At 65.0% G+C, this 20,074-nt stretch carries 16 protein-coding genes and 1 riboswitch; of the genes, 7 read left to right on the plus strand and 9 right to left on the minus strand.

All coding sequences use genetic code 11. The features are described from left to right. Window positions 1-73 precede the first annotated feature (73 nt). Window positions 74-649, minus strand: coding sequence for a polysaccharide biosynthesis/export family protein (locus WJU17_RS09270; protein ID WP_346327038.1), 576 nt, complete (start codon window positions 647-649; stop codon window positions 74-76). Beyond that, window positions 636-1,847, minus strand: a complete 1,212-nt coding sequence (locus tag WJU17_RS09275; protein ID WP_346327039.1) for an outer membrane beta-barrel protein — start codon at window positions 1,845-1,847, stop codon at window positions 636-638. Before WJU17_RS09275 ends, WJU17_RS09270 begins: the two co-directional genes overlap by 14 nt. A gap of 352 nt (window positions 1,848-2,199) precedes the next feature. On the opposite strand from WJU17_RS09275, the gene galE reads away from it, so the two are divergent. After that, a complete protein-coding gene (gene galE / locus WJU17_RS09280; RefSeq protein WP_346327040.1) occupies window positions 2,200-3,186 on the plus strand; it encodes a UDP-glucose 4-epimerase GalE in 987 nt (328 codons plus the stop codon). A gap of 40 nt (window positions 3,187-3,226) precedes the next feature. Here the strand turns inward: galE and WJU17_RS09285 are convergent, their stop codons facing one another. Together WJU17_RS09285 and WJU17_RS09290 are read right to left on the minus strand one after the other, a co-directional pair. Further along, complete coding sequence (locus WJU17_RS09285) at window positions 3,227-3,817, minus strand: carboxymuconolactone decarboxylase family protein (RefSeq protein WP_346327041.1); 591 nt, start codon at window positions 3,815-3,817, stop codon at window positions 3,227-3,229. Between the two features lie 13 nt (window positions 3,818-3,830). Further along, window positions 3,831-5,129 carry a cytochrome P450 gene (locus tag WJU17_RS09290; protein WP_346327042.1) on the minus strand — a complete coding sequence of 433 codons (1,299 nt, stop codon included), beginning with the start codon at window positions 5,127-5,129 and terminating at the stop codon, window positions 3,831-3,833. A gap of 168 nt (window positions 5,130-5,297) precedes the next feature. Between WJU17_RS09290 and WJU17_RS09295 the strand changes: the two genes are divergently transcribed. The 4 genes from WJU17_RS09295 to WJU17_RS09310 all read left to right on the plus strand — a co-directional run bounded on the left by WJU17_RS09295 (window position 5,298) and on the right by WJU17_RS09310 (window position 8,651). Next, entirely contained in the window at window positions 5,298-5,969 is a 672-nt protein-coding gene (locus WJU17_RS09295) for an EthD family reductase (RefSeq protein ID WP_346327043.1), read from the plus strand. A gap of 2 nt (window positions 5,970-5,971) precedes the next feature. Further along, entirely contained in the window at window positions 5,972-6,547 is a 576-nt protein-coding gene (locus tag WJU17_RS09300; protein WP_346327044.1) for an EthD domain-containing protein, read from the plus strand. Window positions 6,548-6,614: 67 nt separating this feature from the next. Continuing rightward, window positions 6,615-8,168 carry an AMP-binding protein gene (locus tag WJU17_RS09305; RefSeq protein ID WP_346327045.1) on the plus strand — a complete coding sequence of 518 codons (1,554 nt, stop codon included), beginning with the start codon at window positions 6,615-6,617 and terminating at the stop codon, window positions 8,166-8,168. A gap of 69 nt (window positions 8,169-8,237) precedes the next feature. Next, a complete protein-coding gene (locus WJU17_RS09310; protein ID WP_346327046.1) occupies window positions 8,238-8,651 on the plus strand; it encodes a group II truncated hemoglobin in 414 nt (137 codons plus the stop codon). Here WJU17_RS09310 and WJU17_RS09315 read toward each other — a convergent pair. Then, entirely contained in the window at window positions 8,629-10,692 is a 2,064-nt protein-coding gene (locus tag WJU17_RS09315; protein WP_346327047.1) for a TonB-dependent receptor, read from the minus strand. The genes WJU17_RS09310 and WJU17_RS09315 overlap by 23 nt on opposite strands. A gap of 108 nt (window positions 10,693-10,800) precedes the next feature. On the opposite strand from WJU17_RS09315, the gene WJU17_RS09320 reads away from it, so the two are divergent. Then, window positions 10,801-11,310, plus strand: coding sequence for a homogentisate 1,2-dioxygenase (locus WJU17_RS09320; protein ID WP_346327048.1), 510 nt, complete (start codon window positions 10,801-10,803; stop codon window positions 11,308-11,310). Here the strand turns inward: WJU17_RS09320 and WJU17_RS09325 are convergent. Beyond that, a complete protein-coding gene (locus WJU17_RS09325; protein ID WP_346327049.1) occupies window positions 11,287-12,198 on the minus strand; it encodes a hypothetical protein in 912 nt (303 codons plus the stop codon). The genes WJU17_RS09320 and WJU17_RS09325 overlap by 24 nt on opposite strands. 184 nt (window positions 12,199-12,382) lie before the next feature. After that, complete coding sequence (locus WJU17_RS09330) at window positions 12,383-13,594, minus strand: glycosyltransferase family 1 protein (protein ID WP_346327050.1); 1,212 nt, start codon at window positions 13,592-13,594, stop codon at window positions 12,383-12,385. Between the two features lie 281 nt (window positions 13,595-13,875). Between WJU17_RS09330 and WJU17_RS09335 the strand changes: the two genes are divergently transcribed. Further along, window positions 13,876-14,589 (plus strand): response regulator transcription factor, encoded by a 714-nt coding sequence (locus WJU17_RS09335; protein ID WP_346327051.1) that lies wholly within the window; start codon window positions 13,876-13,878, stop codon window positions 14,587-14,589. A 54-nt stretch (window positions 14,590-14,643) separates the two neighbouring features. Here WJU17_RS09335 and WJU17_RS09340 read toward each other — a convergent pair whose 3' ends face one another. Both WJU17_RS09340 and WJU17_RS09345 read right to left on the minus strand, forming a co-directional pair. Next, window positions 14,644-15,390, minus strand: a complete 747-nt coding sequence (locus tag WJU17_RS09340; protein WP_346327052.1) for a transglutaminase-like cysteine peptidase — start codon at window positions 15,388-15,390, stop codon at window positions 14,644-14,646. Window positions 15,391-15,402: 12 nt separating this feature from the next. Continuing rightward, window positions 15,403-15,491: riboswitch (cyclic di-GMP riboswitch) on the minus strand. A gap of 142 nt (window positions 15,492-15,633) precedes the next feature. Beyond that, entirely contained in the window at window positions 15,634-19,851 is a 4,218-nt protein-coding gene (locus WJU17_RS09345) for a PAS domain S-box protein (RefSeq protein WP_346327053.1), read from the minus strand. Window positions 19,852-20,074: the final 223 nt, after the last annotated feature.

The raw sequence follows: 20,074 nt of genomic DNA on the forward strand, positions 1-20,074 counted from the left end.
GCATTGGGGTCGCGGCCAGCGCGCGAGGGCGCGTTACCGGCACACGGGAAAGGGCAGGAACAGCGGAACATGATCAGAAGTACCGCTCACGCACCCGGATGACGTCGCCCGGCATGACCGCGGTTTCGATCGGCAACAGCGTTTCTTCCGATGTCCCGTCGACCGAACGCTTGATGTAGACCTGCTCGGTCTTGGCCCGGTAGGTGAACCCGCCGGCCAGCGCCACGGCCTCGAGCACCGTCATCCCGCTGACATAGGGATAGCTCCCCGGGCTGTTCACCTCGCCGATGATGAAGAACGGCCGGTAGTTCATCACCTGAATGCTGACGTTCGGGTTCTTCACGTAATCCGGCGTCAGCCGCTCGATCATGGTCTGCTCGAGCTGCGCCGTGGTCAGTCCCTGCGCCTTGATGGGGCCGATCAGCGGCAGCGAGATATTGCCGTCGTCGCCGACCTTGAACTCGCCGGACAGATCGGTCTCGCCGAAGACGGTGACCCGCACCTGATCCCCCGGCCCCAGATTATAGCGCTGGTCCGTCTGCGCCGAAGCGGACGCGGCGAACCCCGCCAGCATCACCAGCATCACCGCGAGCCACGTCTTCAGCCAGACGGCCATGCGGCGCCCGGCCATGTCTTCAATAGTCCACATGCAGATCCACATAGGCCGTGTTGATATCAAAATTGTCGCCCAGCACCGTCGAACTGCGCGTGTTGTAGCTGTAGCCCGCTCGCAGCCGGAATTGCCGGCTGAGCAGGTATTCGACCCGCGCGGTGCCACGCCAATTGTCGTCGCTGCGCGCGATGCCTTCATATTCGCGGTGGCGGTATTCGCCGCCCAGGCTGATGATCAGGTTGCGCCGCAACTCGTGATCGACCGTCACGCCGAACCGGGTGTTGAAGAAGCCCGAGCCGCTGCTCTGGGTCGTTTCCTCGACGGTCCGCTCGCCGGTAAAGGTCACCGTCGTCAGCTTGGTCGGCGCCCAGATCACGTTCAGGCCGCCGCCGACACCGCCCACGTCGTCGAACTGCGCGTCGTCATAGGTCTGATGCCGATAGCCCACATACGCCTCGGCGGAGATGGTGCCCGTCAACTCGACGATCACGCCGCCATAGACGCCGTAGCCCTGCGAATCACGGTTGAAGCCGTTGTCGTCGACCGCGAGCCGGTAGTCGCGAATATTGTACGAGCCGCTGACGAAGCCCTGCACCGAACTTGAGAAGTCGTAGCCGACGCGGCCTTCGACATCCCAGGTCAGGCGATCACGATCGTTCTCGTTGATGATCGTGCCGCCCGGACCCTCGACATTCTGGAAATCGATGCTTTCCAGCGCCGTCTGCACCCGGACCGCTACCCGATTGATCCGCTGGTCGAAGGTCAGGGTCGGCAGCACCCGATAGATGATCGTGGGCGTGATGCCGCCGGCATCGTCGGGCGAATCGCGCCTCTCATGCATTCTTGCCGCATTGACGCTGGCCGAAATCCGGCTCGCCTCCGAGATATCGTAGCGTCCCGTGACGTCGACGACGGCGTCCTGATAATCCTCGGAAGAATTCTTGGCATGGAAGGCCAGATCGCCGCTCGCCTTGACCCGAAGCGAATGACGCTTCCAGAGCGAGCGCATGTCCACGGTCGGGCGCACGCTCATGATCGCGTCGGACACCGGGTTGAGCCGGTCGGCGTAGATGTTGTCGTTGTACTCTGCTCGGGCATTGATGGTCGGAAAGAACATGAAGCTGCCGGCCCTGATGCCGACGGGATCATATTCAGGATGCTTCCGGTCCATGACCGTTTCGCCGATGACGGCCTTGCCGAATTCGACCGCATGGCTCGGCTGCGTCTGCAACATGGCGGACAGCGCCAGAGCGGCTCCGGCGGAAAGACAAACCACGCCGTGCCGCTTGAACCGGCGCGGTGCGATACTACGTCTGTTACTGGTTACGTGGTGTCGCCGCATAAACGACATTCTAAGCCCCCTTGACCACCGCCGAATACAGGCGAAATCAGCGGGGAGCCCTCCGACTCCCTGTAACAACGGGACGACCGGCCACGAATGGCTGTCGACCCGCGCTGGCCCGCGCGCACTCCTGCTATCGGCAGTGTCCGTCACCGAATACATATGTGAATTCAGACGATATGTCACTGTGAGTTGCCATGCGGAAGCCACATAGTTAAGTAGGCTTCAGGGCGAGAGGTGACGGATGGGCGGAAAGATTCTGGTGACCGGCGGCGCCGGCTATATCGGCAGCCACACGGCGCAATTGCTGGTGGACGCGGGCAACGAGGTCGTCGTGCTGGACAACCTGTCCAATGGCGACCGTGCGCTGATTCCGGACGGCGCGGCATTCGTCGAGGGCGATGTCGGCGACCGCGCCCTGCTCGCCGAGATCCTGTCCCCCGACTTCGACGCCGTGCTGCATTTCGCGGGCTATCTGGTCGTTCCGGATTCGGTCGCGGACCCGCTCTCCTACTACCGCAACAACACGCTCAACTCGCACGGCCTCATCGAGACGGCCGTCAACGCGGGCGTGAAGCATTTCATCTTCTCGTCCACGGCGGCGACCTATGGCGACGCCGGCACCGAGCCGGTGACCGAGGATACGCCGCCCAATCCGGCCTCGCCCTATGGCCGCTCCAAGCTGATCACCGAATGGATGCTGCGCGACACGGCCGCCGCCCATGACCTGACCTATGTGGCGCTGCGCTATTTCAACGTCGCCGGCGCCGATCCCACCGGCCGGCGCGGCCAGGTGTCGAAGAACGCCACCCACCTGATCAAGCTCGCGGTCGAGGTGCTGACCGGCCAGCGCGATCACATGACCATCTTCGGCGACGACTACAACACGCCCGACGGTACCGGCGTGCGCGACTACATCCACGTGGTCGATCTGGCCGACGCCCATGTCCGCGCGCTCGATTATCTGCGGCGCGGCGGCGACAGCCAGGTGCTGAACTGCGGCTATGGCAAGGGCAGCTCGGTCAAGCAAGTGATCGCGGCGCTGGAGCGGGTCTCGAACCAGAAGGTCAACGCCCTCACCGGCCCCCGCCGGCCGGGCGACGTCGCCGAGGTCGTGGCCGAAGCATCGCGCATCCGCGGCCTGCTCGGCTGGCAGCCCCGGTACGACGATCTGGAGCTGATCGTGAAGACCGCCCTCGACTGGGAGCGCAAGCGGATCGGTCAGGGCTGATCGAAGGGCCGGCGCGCTGGCGCACCGGCCCGGTTTCAGATCAGCGGACCAGGATCGCTTCCTGCTTCCACGGGGCGATGATGTCGTCGCTTTCCTGGAAAGTCTTGGGCAGTTCCTCGACCATGTGCCAGGTCGCGGCGAGGCGGCCGAAGCCGACGAAGAAGGCGACGGTGGTGCCCAGTTCGACGATTTGCGCCTCGGTGAAGTGCTTGCGCAGATTGTCGTAGACGGCATCGTCGATGGACAGATGGTTGGTGGCGAACCGCTCGCCATAATCGATGGCGGCCTTTTCAGCGTCGGTCAGGTTGGTGGCCTGGGCCGGGCGCTCCAGCGAGCAGACCAGATCCTCGGTCACGCCGTCATTGGCGGCTTCAGTGTAGCGGATCGCCATGCAGCTGCGGCACTGGTTGTGGAACGCGACGCGCAGTCGCACCAGTTCGACGAGGCGCGGCGACAGCGTCCGGGTGCGCTTCATGGCGCCGCCGAAACCGACGAAGGCCTTGGCCAGCTCCGGCACGTTGGCGAAAATCCGCATCAGGCCCTGCTCCAGCGGCGTGGCCTCGTCGGCCCGCGTCATGGCGCGCAGTTCCGGATCCCAGTTCTCGATCTCGACCTTGGCAACTCGGGTCATGGTCTCAACTCCTTCAATGTTTTTTCGGCGTGAATTCGATGTGCAGTTCCTTCAGCGCCCGCAGACAGAAATTGGGCTGGTGACGGAACTTGTTCTTGCCCGGCGCGAGCCAGAAATCGTCGATCCGGTCGATGAATGACTTGAAGCCCCAGTACAGCTCGCGACGAGCGAGCGGCGCGCCCAGGCAGTGATGGATGCCCGACCCGAACGCCAGATGGCTGCCGGCGTTCTTGCGCTCCAGATCCAGCTTGTCGGGGCATTCGAAGTGCCGCTCGTCCCGGTTCGCCGCCGCGTAGCGGGTGTTGATGATGGCGCCCTTGGGAATGGTGACGCCGTGCATCTCGATGTCCCTGGCGGCGATGCGGAACAGCCCCTGCACCGGCCCTTCCAGGCGCAGCACCTCCTCGCAGAAGGTCTTCAGGTACTTGTCCGGATCGTTCTTCAGCTTCAGCCACGAGTCCCGGTCGTCGGCCAGCAGCATGATGCCGGCGGACAGGGCGTTGGTCGAGGTCTCGGACCCACCAACGAAGGTGTCGCCGGTCAGCTCGCCATGCAGCTCGTTGTCGTTGAGGGTGCGGCCCCATTCGGGAATGAAGGTGTTGACCAGGTCCGACAACAGGGAATCGTTGGGCTCCTGGCGCAGCTTCTCGATGATCGGCTGGAAATAGTGCTGCTGCTCGATCTCCATCTCGACCGACCAGCGTTCCTCGTCCTCGGTCTGCATCATGCCCAGCTTCTTCACCCAGGCATCGGTCCAGGCCTTGATCTGCCAGATGTCCTCTTCCTTGGCGCCCATCTGCCGGCCGATGATGATCAGCGGCAGCGGTACGGCGAACTGGCGCACCCAGTCGCAGCGGCCATCCTCGATAAAATCGTCGATCAGCCGGTAGGCGAGTTCCTGGACGTCCGGATCCAGCTCCTTGATCTTGCCGGCGCGGAAGGTCTTGTCGAACAGATTGCGCAGGGCGCGGTGGTCCGGGTCGTCGCGCGCGGCCAGCGTCGGCGCCGGCAGCCAGCCCTTTTCCTCGTACAGCGCCCGCATGCGCTTGGCCCGGTCGGTGTTGATGCGGGTATCCTCGACGCTGCGGCTGTTGGAGAAGCTCTCGGTGTCCATCAGCACCTTGCGCAGGTCTTCATAGCGGGTGACGGTATAGAAGCCGGTGACCGGATCCTTCCAGATCGGCGCCTCGTCGCGCAGCATCTTGTAGGCCGGATACGGGCATTCCTGCACTTCCACATCGAGCAGGTTCACCTCATCCGGAGAGGCCGGCTGAACGGGCTCGGCCATGCGGTTCACTTCGACGTCGGACAATGCTGTCTCCTTCCGTTTCGCGGGAGCGCACGCATCCGTCGGGCCGCGCTCCCCTCGCTTCCCCGGAAAAAGGATGCGTCAGCGGCTAAATCGAGTCCATGAAAATTCACGCGTGACCGTCATTGGCCCGCGTGCTGATATGCACGGCATCAGGCGGGGAGACGAAAAATGCTGAAGGCGGTCGAGTTCTTTCGCAAGCGCGCGGGCATGCCGGACGACGAGTTCTACGATTACTGGCTGACCCGGCACGCCCAGGTCGTCCTCGGGCTGCAGGGCCTGGTCCGCTACACCCAGAACCACCCGCTGCCCGAGACGCGCGAGGGCGCCGCGCCGGCCTATGACGGCGTGGTCGAGGTCTGGTTCGACAGCGCGGATGCCCTGCGGCGCAATACCGAAAGCAGCTACTGGCCCGAGGTGGTTGCCGACGAGATGAAGTTCATCGACCGATCCTCCCTCGCCCTGCTGCTGGTCGACGAGCACATCATCATGGACGGCGCCTGGCCGCGCGCCGGCGTCAAGAGCATCAAGACGACGACGCACCGGCCCGGCATGGACATCGCCGCGTTCCAGCGGCACTGGAAGGATGTCCACGGCCCGCTGGTCGGCGCCATCCCCGGCGTGCGCCGCCATGTGCAGAACCACGTCAAGGCCGGCGCCTACCAGTCCGGCGCGGCGGTGTTCTGCGACGGTTATGGCGCCACCTGGTTCGACAGCCTGGCCGATGCCCGCGCCTCCGGCCCGACGCCGGAGCACAAGGCGGTCGATGCCGACGAGGCCGCGTTCAAGGATACCGCCGCGACCATCCGGCTGATGGTCACCGAACATGTGATCAGGGCCTGACCGTGCTGAAATTCGCCGCCTTCTTCCGCAAGCATCCCGAGCTTTCCCATGCCGAGTTCCAGCGCTACTGGCTGGGCGTCCATGCGGGCGTGGTCCTGCGGCTGCCCGGCCTGATGCGGTATGTGCAAAGCCATCCCCTGCCCGGCACCCTGCAGGCCGCCTCGCCCTTTCACGGCATGGCCGAGGTGTGGCTGGCGGACGACGCCGACCTGTCCCGCGATCCGGCCGATCCCTACTGGACCGAAGTGGCCGAGGATGAAGCCCGCTTCATCGACCCCGCCAGCCTGACCGTGCTGCCCATCGACGAACGGGTGCTGAAGCAGGGCGAGTGGCCGAGGCCCGGGATCAAGATCGTCCGGACCCTGAAGCACATGAACGGCAAGGTCCCGCCCGTGGCGCTGATGCCGACGGTCGGGCGCTATGCGAGGAACACGGCGCGCGGCGAGGACGGGTTCTGCGGCGGCTATGACACCACATGGTTCGCCAATCCCGCCGCGGCGCACGGTACGGCGGCGACCATGAAGGACGCCGCGTCGATGGATGTCATGATCACGGGCGAGCACGTCATCAAGGCTTGACGGCCCGGCGCCGCTGCTGGTCTCCTGCGTGCGGGGAAGACCGCATGGTAACAAGGGGAGACTGCCGATGAACGATCCGTTGACCGATCTGGCGCGCGCGCAGCCGGACAAGCTGGCCGTCATCGACGACCGTCCCGACGGCACCATCATCCGCTGGACCTATGCCCAGCTCGAGGACAACGCCAACCGGCTCGGCAATGTCTTCCTGTCGCTGGGGCTGGAGCCGAAGAACCGGGTCGTCTGGTTCGGGCGCAACTCGCCCTGGATCGTCGCCATGATGGCCGCGGGCCGCAAGACCGGCGCCACTTCGGTGCCGATGAACTATCGCCTGGCGCCCGAGGAAGTGGCCTACATCGTCGACAATTCGGATGCCGACTTCATCTTCGTCGATGCCGAGTTCGCCCCGGTGCTGGAGCAGATCCGCGCGGACATTCCCAAGGTGCGCGCGATCGTCGTCTTCGACGGACCGCCCGGCAAGGACATGCTGAGCGCCGCCGAGCTGATCGCCGACGCGGACACCGCCACCATCATGCCCCGGCTGCTGCCCGGCCAGGCCAATTCCATGATCTACACCTCCGGCACGACGGGCCGCCCCAAGGGCGCCTACCGCGACAACATGGGCAACGCTGAACTGGCCGCAAAGCTGATGGAGCTGATCGGCTACCGCCCGGACGACGTCTACATCACCACCGGCCCGCTCTACCATTCCGGCCCGGCCTCGTTCATGGGCATGGGTCTCGGCATGGGCCAGACCGTCATCCTGCAGCGCAAGTTCGATGCCGAGGACTGGCTGCGCCTGGTCGACAAGTACAAGGTGTCGTCCAGCTTCTCGGCGCCCACCCCGGTCCGGCGCATCTGCCAGGTGGACGAGGAAATCTTCGCGAAATACGACGTCAGTTCCATGCGGGTGCTGATCGCCAATGCCGCGCCGTGGTCCTACGCGCTCAAGAAGATGTATCTGGACCGCTTCCCCAAGCTGTCGCTGTTCGAGGTCTATGGCTCGACCGAACTGGGCGTGAACACCATCCTGACGCCTGAATACCAGCTGTCCAAGCCGGGCTCGTGCGGCAAGCCCGCGCCGGGCGTGGAGATCTTCCTGCTGGATGACGACGGCAATGTCATCACCACGCCGCACACGCCCGGCGAGCTGTTCATCCGCAGCAAGGGCGTGTTCACCGAATACTACAAGGCGCGGGACCAGTTCATGAAGGACCGGCGCGGCGACAAGCAGACCGTGGGCGACGTCGCCTATTTCGACGAGGAAGGCTTCTACTACATCTGCGACCGCAAGAAGGACATGATCATCTCCGGCGGTATGAACATCTATCCCGCCGAGATCGAGGACGCCCTGGAGCACCATCCGGACGTCATGGACGTGGCGGTGTTCGGCATCCCCAGCGAGGAATGGGGCGAGAGCGTGCACGCCATCGTGGTGCCGCGCCCCGGCAGCCACCTGACGCCGCAGGACGTGATCGCCTATGCCCGCGATCACATGGCCGGCTACAAGGTGCCGCGCTCGGTGGATTTCATCGACGACATCCCCCGCACCGGGTCCGGCAAGATCCTCAAGCGCGAGTTGCGCGAGCCCTACTGGAAGGGCCAGACCAGCAAGGTCGGTTGATCCTGCGCAAAGACGGCACCTTCTCGACCCGCCATCCTGTCTGCCGGATCAACAGGCCGGGAAGCCATTATGCGACAGACACCCTACGACATGCTCGGCGGCGAAGCGGGCGTGCGCGCCCTCGCCGCCGCGTTCTACGACGCCATGGACAGGCTCGAGGAAGCACACGACATCCGGGTCATGCACGCCGCCAATCTGGACGAGATCAAGGACAAGCTGTTCGAATATCTGTCCGGCTGGCTGGGCGGCCCGCCGCTTTACCGCCAGAAATATGGCGGTATTTGCCTGACCAAGGCCCACGCGCCCTATGCCATCGGCGAAAAGGAGCGCGACCAGTGGCTGCGCTGCATGGAAGAGGCGCTGATCGAGGTCGGCGCGCCGGAAGAGCTGCGGCAGGCCGCGAAGGTGCCGTTCTTCCGGATCGCCGACACGGTCAGGAACCGACGCGACGACACCGCCGCTAGTAGCGCGCACGCATGCTGACGTAGAAGCTGCGGCCCTGTTCGGGGAAGCCATCGGTCAACGTATGTGATTCGTCGAACAGGTTCCGCGCGCCGACACCGATCGCCACGCCGTTCAGCAGTTCGTAATCGATGCGCAGATTGGCCTGCACATGGCTGCCGGTGCGATAATAGCGCGTGCCCGCCGTGTTCACCGTCCAGCGGCTGGACGCGATGTCCAGGTTGGGGACGATGCGCAGGCGCTCGAGCGGCGACCAGTCGACATAGAGAAACGCCTTGTGTGTCGGCACGCCGGTCGGCTCGAAGGCCGCGTTCGACGGATCGTTCAGGTCGCGGTGCGTGTAGGTGTAGTTGACGCCCGCGTTCAGCAGCGGACCCAGCTCAGCGGTCAGCGACAGCTCGCCGCCATAATACTTGCCCTTGCCCACATTGCGGCTCTGGCTCACCGCGTTGTCGGTGCAGACATTGGCCGGCGTGCAGGTGACGTAGATGAACGGAAACGACACGATGACGTCCGAGAGGTGGGAATAGAACAGCGCCCCTTCCGCCCGCACGGCGCCGAAATCATGGGACCCGCCGATTTCCACATTGGTCGCCCGCTCCGCGTCCAGGTCCGGGTTGGAGATCGCGCCGCCAAAGCGTGAACTGAAGCGCTCGAACACCGTGGGGAACCGCGACCGGGAGGACACGCTCGCGTGCATTGCCGTCGCCTCGTCCGGCGCCCATTCCAGCTTGGCCTGGCCGTTGACCGCGTCCGCGTTGCGAAGCGGATAGCTGAAGATGGCCGATGGGCCGCCGCCCGGCGGCGTGCCGTATTCCTCGGCCCGCTTCAGGTCACGCCAGTCGACGCTGACGCCCGCCACGAAAGACAGCGCCGGCGACAGCGCCAGGCGGTTTTCGGCGGCGATGCTGTAGGTTTCCTCCAGGTTGGTCTGGCGCGGCTCGGTGAAGCCGGAGGGAAACCCCTGCTGATATTCAACATGCTCGTCGCGCCGGTAATGGAAGGCGATGCTGAGCGTATCGGCGGAAGACAGCGCCAGATCGAGCTGGGCGGAACCGCCCCAGGCCTCATCCTCATAGTGGCTGTTGAACGCCCGGCCGAGGGTCTGGCTGTTCTGGTTCCGGTTGTCGAACGCACGAAGCAGATTGTTGAAGCTGTTGCGGTAAACCCGCGTTTTCAGCGTCGCCCAGTCCGCCATGCGGGTGGTCGACAGGAAATAGATGCTTTCGAGATTCCAGTACGGCCAGCTCCAGAAGCGCTGGGTATTGAGGCCGTCGGTCACATGCAGCGGCGCGTTCTTGCTGCCCTCCTGGCGCGTGTAGCTGATCGAGTACTCGTCCGTGTCATTGGGCGTGAAGCCGAATTTCAGGTTCGCGCGCCAGTCCTCGGTCCGGGAAAAATCCCGCTCGCCGCCAGTTTCCGCCGAGCCGGAAGTCGGTACGTAGCCGCCCGGCAAATCCCAGTGATCGACGAAATTGCGCGTGTACGAGCCCTGCGCGTACCATTTTTCCTGCCGGGTCCCCAGCAGGACGAACACATTGTATCCGGCGTAGTCGACATCGGAATCCAGACCGAGCGTGCCCCGCACCTCGGCCTCGAATTCCTTGGTCGGCTTGCGCGTCACCAGATTGACGGCGCCGCCCATCGCGCCAGGACCGTCGAGCACCGAGGCATAGCCTTTCGCCACCTGGATTTCGGCGATGTCCGGCGTGAGGAAGCGGCCATAGTCGAGCCTGTTGTCGGCCGGCAGATAGACGCGGATGCCGTCAATGGACAGCGGCACCTGGAAGCGGTCGAACCCGCGCACGAAGATGAGCCGTTCATTGCGCGAGCCACCCGAGTTGGACGCCGAAACACCCGGAATCACGGCCACCGCATCATCCAGCGTGTTGCGGTTGAAGAGATAGATCCCCTCGGCGGGCAGCGTCGACTGGCCGATCGGCGCGTTCTCGTGCCGGGGCGCCGTGACGGTGATCTGGCCCAGGGTGAAGGCATTGTCCTCGGCGGCGGCGGTACCGGAGGCACCGGTCAGCACGGCCAGTATCGCGGCGGCGTATCGCATTCATTCCCCCATACGTCATTGCTCTTGATTGATCGCTATATACAGATGAATATTTCGTTACGCTATATTCAACAGGATATATCGAATCGAATGAGGGAGGGAAATTCCATGCGTCACGGACTGCTCTATACGGTTTTGGGGCTGGCGCTCGCTCTGGCGCAAACGGCGGCGGCCATGCCTGACTGCACCGGTAAGTCCAGCGAAATCCCCGCGGAACTCTCGGCCTGGAACATGCGCACCGCGGTCGCGGCAGCCCCCGCGGCGTCAGCCGCCCCCGAGGTCACCCTCGGGGGCGCCGCCGATGTGGCGTTGGCGAAGGACAGCTCGATCGCCTACGCGGCCGCGCCGGGAAAGGCAGGCGCGGCGGACAGCCATGGCGGCCTGTTGGCTCTCGACGTCACCGACGCAGGCACCTATCAGGTCGCGCTCGGCGGCAAGGCGTGGGTCGATGTGATCCGCGACGGCAGGGCGATCCCCTCGACGACGCATGGCCATGGGCCGGACTGCTCCGGTATCGCCAAGATCGTGGACTTCCCGCTGGAGCCGGGTCGCTATCTGGTACAGATCGCCGGGAGCGCGTCGCCCGCGATCACGCTACTGGTCCTGCGCCGGCCGTGAGGCCACGGCCTGCTCCTCTTCGTCCGGTCTCGGCGCATAGGTGCCGATCGAGGTGAGGAGAAACGCGGTCAGATTGGCGGCCTGGAACATGGCGCCCGACACCAGGAACATGCCCGCCACCGCCGCCTCGGGCGCATCGATGTAGTGGCTCATGCCCAGCCCCAGCCCGACCAGCATCAAATCCTGGTTGGGCAGAAGGGGCAACCGCGTCAGCACCATCTGGGCGGTCAGGAACAGCAGCCAGGTCAGGAACGGCACATGCGGGAACACCACCGCCCACTGCGCCGTCTGCAGCAGCAGGATCAGCAGGACCCGTACCGCGTGGATGCCGGTGATCCTCGCCGCCATGCCGAACGGCACGCTCATGATCCGGCGGTTGAGGCCGATGACCAGCAGCACCATCAACGCGCCCACCAGCACCGTCGCGCCAATGTAGCTACCCGTGTCTGGCGATGCCTTGAGAATGGTCTCGAGCTGGCCGGTGGCGAAAAACGCGGCGACCAGAATCAGCGTGAACGAGTTGGAGGCCAGGCCGGAGAGCAGGTTGTTGTCCTTGACCATGGACAGGATCTGCCGGCTCCCCAACGCGAGGTGACGGCGCGCCCACAGGAACATGTAGGCTTCGCCCGAATAACTCATCACCGCGTAATTGTAGACACGCTTGCGCACGAACATGGGCAGGCTGCGCCAGAAGCCGATGCGCCAGCGCATCGTCCGATAGGTGAACAGCTCGGCCACCGGGATGACGAAGTACATCGCCACGAACAGCACATAGAACCAGATGGTCTCCGGCAGCGACCGGCGCACCTCGCTCCAGCCGATTTCGGCGATCCGGCTGGCCAGATACACCAGCACGCCGCCGACCAGCAGCAACTGCATCGCCTTCAACGCGATTTTCACCGGCCGGCGAGAGAGCCAGTGGTTCCACGCCGTCAGCGAGAAGACTCTTGATTTCTGCCAAGGCGCCAATGCTTATCCCCGCGCCTCCATGCCCGCCTTGCGCGGACGCTGCCTCCTGCGCGTCATGGCGCCCACATAGAGCATTGGGGCAGCGTTGAAAAGAGCGCGCGTCTCACGTCAGCGCGGTACCGTTGGCGACGGCGGACGCCCCTGCCGGGACGGTGTCGGCCGCCAGGCCGCGCCGAAGCGCGATGACCTCGCGGTAATGACCCAGCAGCTCTTCCATGACGGCGTCCCACGTGTAGCGCCGCGACCGGTCATGGGCGGCGGCGCCCATCGCGCGGCGCAACTCGCCATCGGTGACCAGCGCCGCGACCGCCTCGATATAATCACCCTGACAGTCGGGGGTGACGAGAAAGCCGCTTTCGCCCGAGGCCACCAGCGAGCGCGAACCGGTCGCGTCGGCACAGACGGCCGGAAGCCCCGATGCCATGGATTCCAGCGTCACGATGCCGAATGTTTCCGTGACGCTGGGATTGAGAAAAATATCCGAGGACGCATAGGCCCGCGCCAGGGCATCGCCTTCCAGGTGGCCCGTGAACACGGCGTCGTCGGGCAGCGCCGCCGCGAATCGCTGATGTTCCGGGCCGTCGCCCACGACCATGACACGGTGAGCGATCCCCTTTGCCCGCAGGCCGAGGATGGTCCGCACGAACGAATCGATCCCTTTCTCCAGGACCAGCCGTCCCACGAACGCCACCACCACCTCGTCGTCGGCGATACCCATGGAGCGCCGCCAGGCCGTATCGCGCCGGCCCGGATTGAATCGGGCCTCGTCGACGCCCCGGCTCCAGATCCGCACGTCGCGGGCCATCTGCTGCTGGCGCAGCACCTCGGCCGTGGACTCCGACGGCACATAGATCTGTTCGCATTCCGCGTAGAAGTGCTGGAGGTACCGGGTGACGTATTTCTCGACCCAAGCAGCGTGATAATAGCGAAAATAGGTATCGTACCGGGTGTGGAACGAGGCCACGCACGGCATGTTCCAGCGCCGCGCCAGACGCCGCGCGGCATAGCCCAGCAGATCCGGCGCCGCGAGATGGAACAGGGTAGGACGGAACGCCTTCAGGCGTTCGCGCTGGGCGCGCGGCAGGCCCAGCGCCATTCGATATTCCGACCGGCCCGGAAGCGGGACAGAGGGCACCGAAACGAGGGTTCCCGCCGGCTCGAAGGCGGGCGGATCGACGGTCGCCGAGAAGACCAGGCTGGGGATGCCCCGCCGCTCCAGATAGGAAACGAGATGATTGAGCGCGACGGCGGCGCCATCGGTCACATAATTGTAATTGCCCGAGAACAGGGCGACCCTGAGCGATTGGTCAGGCATGGTGGAGCGTCGGTCTTTTAGTCGGCATGCGCCTTATCTTAATCCATCCACCCGTGCCGGTACTACCCGGGCCGGACCGCCTCCGGAGGAACACGCCGTCCCCGCCATCCTCGATAGCTTGTAGCCGGTGGGAGAATACGCAAGAGCAGGCGATCAAGTTTCGGAAAAAAGCGTATGCGCGACACGGTTGTGGGCTTTTGCTATCCGGTGCGCGCCGGAGTAACATGTTCCGGGGGCAAGGGCGCCGTTCGGCAAGATCATATGGGAACGGACCACGACGTATGGGCGATCGCACTGCTATCGCATTGATTGAAGACGACCCGGCTCTTGCGAAGGCAATGGCCCAGTATCTGTCGTTCTCTGGGTTCGAGGTGGCCATCGGCGCCTCGTGCGAGGAGGCGCGCCTGATCGCCCGCACCCAGCCGATCGCCCTGTTCATCCTGGACCGTATCCTGCCCGATGGCGACGGTCTGTCGCTGGCGGGCTTTCTGCGCACGATCTCGGATGCGGCCATCATCATCCTCTCGGGCAGGGGCGAAGTGAACGCCCGGATCGAAGGCCTGAACACCGGCGCCGACGACTATCTGGTCAAGCCCGCGGCGCCCGAGGAACTGCTCGCGCGGGTCAACGCCGTCATTCGCCGGTCGCGCAGCGCCCGTCCGGTCGAGGCCAATAACGGATCCATCTGGCGGGTGAACAATTTCACCCTCGATGCGGTCAACAACCAGTTGACCGGCGACGCCGGGGCCAGCGCCGCGCTGACCGAGATCGAGACGCTCATCCTGTCGCGCCTGATCCAGAGTCAGAACGACGTGGTGGACAAGAACAGCCTGAGCATGTTCGCGCTGGGCCGCGCATGGCAGCCGGAGGACCGCAGCATCGACGTGCATCTGGCGCGGCTGCGGCGCAAGTTCCGCGACGTGGGACTGAACGACAACGTCATCCACACCGTCCGCGGCAAAGGCTACCGCTTCGTCACATCGTCCCTCACTTGACACGAAAACGGCACCTTTTCAGGTGCCGTAGTTGGTCTTCAGTGCCTTAGGGAGTTAGCGGGCGGCGACCTGGCCCGCGGCAGGTTGATCCGCGGCGGCCAGCAGCCACCAGTTCTTTTCGCTCAGGGAGTAGACGGCCTGGTACTGCTCCAGCTGCTCGGGCGGCATGGTCCGGAGCTCGACGCAGTCCAGCACGACGGGCGCGCCGTCGACCATCACCAGCGAGACCATGTGCGCCTGGTCGTTGAAGGCGACCAGCGTCATGCGCATGTCCTCCGGCGCGACGCCCAGTTCCCGCAGCAGGAAATACTTGAACAGGGCGAAATCCTCGCAGTCGCCACCCTGCTGGTTGAACATTTCTTCCGGCGTCGCCCAGTAATCGGCCTGCCGGTAGATGTCCCAGTCGGACCAGTAGCCCATCTTGTTGACGATATCGTTCACCCGCTGCACCTGTTCCGCGCGCGACAGCGGCCGCAGCTCGACGAGCGTCTGGTTCCAGAAGGTCTTGAAGCAGTGTTCCGCGCTCTCGTCCTGGCACGGCGACGGGCTGACCAGGGCGCTTTCCTGCCGCCGGAGCACATCCGTCCATTTGCTGGAATGTCCGACATCGAGCGGCATCACCGGGCGAGCGCCGAACGCCTCCGTCAGAGGGTCCGCCGCGACGCTGATGCGGTCGAGGGAATTGGTGTCCGTGCGGCCCGCGGCCGAGGCCGGCGCCACCGCGAGCGACCATGCCAGGATGGACGCCGCAATGACCGAGAACCACGGCACAATAAAGCCATGACGAGGCTGGATTGACATCCGCCTGACCCTTTCGGCGGCCCCGCTACCCGTTCGGTATTACCGAGTGTGGGCCGGTGGCTTTGCGTCCCGCCGTTTCCGACGGTTTGCCGTTTCGAGGAATAATAAAACTTCTACGAGCCTATTTAGGCAGGTGGATCAAAACGGGGCACGTAAAGTTTCGTAAATGGGACGGAATTAAGGTTAAGAATTGTAACATCTTGACGAATTAGAACAAATTCGCAGCAATTTCAGGGCGCCGCCCTATGAATCGAGGACCTCCCGCAGCTTGTCGGCCAGCTCGTTCCGGGGGAACGGCTTGGAGAGCAGCACCACGCCCTCGTCGAGACGCCCATGATGGATGATGGCGTTTTCCGTGTAGCCCGACATGAACAGGGTCTTGCAGCCCGGCAGCTTCTCGCCGATGGCCTCGGAGACCTGGCGCCCCGTCATCCCCTTGGGCAGCACGATGTCGGCGAGCAGCAGGTCAGGCCGGACGCCATCGCTGACCAGCTGGATGGCCTCGGGACCATCGGACGCCACCACCACCCTGTATCCGAGGGATTCGAGCAGCACCGTCACCGTCTGCCGCACGGCCGGGTCGTCCTCGACCAGCAGGATCGTCTCGGTTCCCGTCTTGACCGTCCGCGTCTCGCGGACGGGCTCGTCCTCGGCGACGCCGGCCTTGTCGCGCGGGAAGTAGATCTTGATCGTGGTGCCTTCGCCGGGCTCGCTGTAGATCTTGATGTGCCCGCCCGACTGCTTGACGAAGCCGTAGGTCATGCTGAGGCCGAGGCCGCTGCCCCGCCCCACATCCTTGGTCGTGAAGAACGGCTCGAAAGCGCGCGCGATGACCTGCGGCGTCATGCCCGTGCCGGTATCGGTCACCGCCAGCATGAGATAGTCACCGGCCTCGACCTCGCCATGTTCGGCGGCATAGTGATCATCGAGCTGGGCATTGAGGGTCTCGATGGTCAGGCGGCCGCCCAGCGGCATGGCGTCACGGGCATTCACGGCGAGATTCATCAGCACGTTTTCGAGCTGGCTGCGGTCCACCTCCACCGGCCACACATCACGCTGCAGCATGGTCTCGATGGCGATCTGCTCGCCCAGCGTGCGCTGGAGGATGCGTACCGTGTCATCCACCAGCTTGTTGATGTCGATCACCTTCGGTCGCAGCGGTTGGCGGCGCGAAAAGGCGAGCAGCCGGCTGGTCAGTTCGGCGCCCCGCGCCACCGAGGACAGGGCGGCGTCGGCAAATTCATTGCCGTCGGGATCGTCCTCGACCATCTCCTTCAGCATCTCGATGTTGACCTGCATGGCCATCAGGAGATTGTTGAAATCGTGGGCGACGCCGCCGGTCAGCTGGCCGATGGTCTCGAGCTTCTGGACCTGCTGCAGCTGCGCCTCGGCGCGCTTGCGGTCGGTGATGTCCTGAATCGCCGCCACGTAGGCGCGCTGACCGCCGATCTGCATCGCGGTCACCGAAATCTCCACCGGAACGGTTTCGCTGCCATGCCGGAGCAGGGTGAACTCGCGCGGCACGCCGAGCCCCGCCTTGGGATCGCCGGCGTCTCCGACCGGCAGGAACATGGCGGCATAGACCGCCCGGTCCTCCGAAAGCAGAACTTCCGAGAGGCGGTTACCCGCCATGTCGCGCACCGGCGCGCCCACGATCCGCTCGGCCTCCGGATTGAGCGACACGATCGCGCCGGCGGAATCCATGGTGACGATGCCGATGGACGCCGCCTCCATCACGGCCCGGTTACGCGCCTCGCTGTCGCGCAGGGACTGTTCGGCACGGCGCAACTCCGTCAGATCCCGACCGGAACTGAGGATGCTGATCTCTCCCGTCTGCGAGTCGCGGACCGATGACGTGATCCAGTCGATCAAGCGGCGCTCGCCCTTGCGCGTCACCACATAACCTTCACGTCGCTGATACCGGTCATCGCCAGTGTCCACCAGTCGATCGAGGCCGAGCTTGAGGTCCGAACGGACGTCGGGCGGTACCGCGAGCTGAAACCAGTTCCGGCCCATCAGCTCGTCTTCCGCGTAGCCGAGCAGCTCCCGGCATTGGCGGTTCACCAGTCGAATGGTCCCGTCCGGATCCAGCGCGATGATGATGACCCCGGCGATGTCCAGATAGCGTTCCGCCCGTTGCCGGGCCTCATGGGCTTCCTGCTCGGCCTGCTTGATGTGCGTGACGTCCTGGATGATGCCGTTCATGCCGATGACACGGCCGGTCGCGTCACGCTCGACATAGTTCACGGTCTGGACGTGCAGCATTCCACGCGTTTGCGACATGAAGCGGTAGGTGGTTTCCGCCCGCTCATCAACTCCCCGGATCAACCGCTCCGCCCCCACATTGAGCGCGGCGCGATCGTCGGGATGAATCAGCGCCTGTCCCGCTTTTGCATCGAAGCAGGCGAATTCGTCGCCCACGCCCAGGATGGCGCGGGTAGCGGCCGGCATGGTGTACAACCGTGAAGCGGCGTCGTAGTGGGTTTCTCCCAGGCGCGCCATGCTCTGCGCCTGACGCAGCTGCCGTTCGCTGCGCGCCACTTCGCGCAGCGCCTCGTTACGCTCGGTCACGTCCATGTAGGACGCGATGATCAGCGGTTCCTCGTCGGGCGCGCCCCGATGCGCCGCGGCGGCGACGAGCACGTCGCGGTGGCTGCCGTCCAGACGCACGATGGGAAGCTCGCCCTCCCAGTGTCCTGGCGGTCCGAGCAGGCTGCCGAAGGCCGCCTGCGCCAGCTCGGGGTCCCGCACCGGATCGAGCGCGTGCAGCCGCCGGATCTCCTCCGGCCCCGTCGCGCCCATGAGGTCCATGAAGGCCCGATTGCCATAGCTGAAGTAGCCATCCGCGCCGACCATGGCGATCGCCCCGGCCGAATTCTGCAGGGCGCTGTCGCGAATGGCGATTTCCCGGTCCGCCGCGCGCCGCGCGGTATTGTCCTGGACCGCGCCGTTCATGCGGATCACGCCGCCCTTTTCGTTGAGAAAGGCGCGGGCGAGGCCGGTGATCCAGATAGTGCCGCCTTCCGGGCGCACCAGGCGCATTTCGGTTTCGATGATCTCGTCCTGGCCGGACCGCAACCGTTCGACGTCGGCGGCGACCCGGGCGGCATCGTCCGGATGCACCCGCGACATGAGATCGCCCAAAGGCAGCGGCCCGTGATCGGCCGGAAAGCCGTAGAGCCGGAGCATCTCGGGCGAACAGTTCAGGGTCTCGGAGCCGACGTCCCATTCCCAGCTGCCGAGTTGCGCGATCTGCTGCGCGACGAGCAGGTTGCGTTCGCTGTTGGCGAGCGCCAGTTCTGCCTGCTTGCGCTCGGTCACGTCCCGCGTGGTGCCGACGATACGCAGCGTTTCGCCCGTTTGCCGGCCCAGCACCCGGCCATAGGCCGACAACCAGATGGAACGCCCGTCCGGCAGGCGCGTGCGCATGGTCAGGTCGTAGGTCGAGCGTTCGCCGGCCACGATGCCGGCGAGCACCTCCTCGACCTTGCGCTGATCCGCGGGCGGCAGCGCCGCGATCCAGTCGTCCAGATTGTCGGAAATGGTCTCGTTGCCGCGTCCGATCAGGCGCGCGAGATTCTCGTCCGCCAGGATGCGGCGCTCCAGCGGTAATATTTCCCAGGCCGCCGTGCCGGATACCTCGCTGGCCAGCCGGTAGCGCCTGTGCAGGGTTCGCAGCTCCCGCTCCTGCTGGCGGCTTTGTGACACATCCTGCATGGCGCCGAGCACCGAAAGCGGATGGCCCGCCGCATCGCGCGTCACCTCGCCCAGGATGCGCAGATGCAAAAGCCTGCCATCGTCCCGGACCACGCGCGCTTCCAGATCGTATGATGCCTCACCACGCAGGGCGTCGGTGACCGACCGGGCCAGGCTTTCCTTGTCCTCGGGATGCACGAGCCGCATCCAGTCGTTGTCGTCGGCCTCCTGGCCGGCAAGCCCCAGCAGCGCGGCGACACCTTCGCTCCATGTAACCCGATTTTCGGCGATGTCCCATTCCCAGGCGCCGGAGCCCCCCAGCAGTTCCGCGCGTTTCAGGCGGTTGGCCTCGGCCTCGACCCGTTCCTCGAGCAGCTTTTCGCGCGTCACCACTTCCGAGAAGATCAGGATGCCACCCACCTCGCCTTGCCGGTCGCGCCAGGGAACATATTCCCATTTGACCGAGAGACGCGCGCCGCTGGGCAGGATGTATTCATCGGAATCATGCCGGATGATCTCGCCGGCAAGGCAGCGGCGATGGCGCTCGCGACGCTCTTCGTCCAGATCGGGAAAGACGTCGTAGTGCAACCGGCCGACGACTTCGACGCCCTCGAGTTCCAGGTCCTTGTACCAGCGATCGCTGACCGCCAGATAACGCAGGTCGCGGTCCAGCACGGCGACCGATGCGGGCGTGTGCGCGAGAAACAGCCCCCACAGGCCGGGACTGTCCGGCGGTGCGGGCAATGAATCCGGCGGCCTGTTCATGTCACGCGCCGCGCGGTCAGCCGCAAGGCTGACGCCGTTTGCCCGGCGCGTGGCCGCGCGGGATGTCCAACTGCATTGCCCCGATGCATGCCGACCCCGCTCCTCTCGCGGATCTTGCGTGTCTCCCCGCCGGACGCGTCAGGCTCCCCACCCCCGCGCCGACCTGTCCGATACTGCACTCTGGCGCCCGGCAGATAAAGTACTGAAAGGACTGAGCGTCCCA

The organism is Iodidimonas sp. SYSU 1G8, assembly GCF_039655775.1.
Taxonomy (GTDB): domain Bacteria; phylum Pseudomonadota; class Alphaproteobacteria; order SMXS01; family SMXS01; genus RI-34.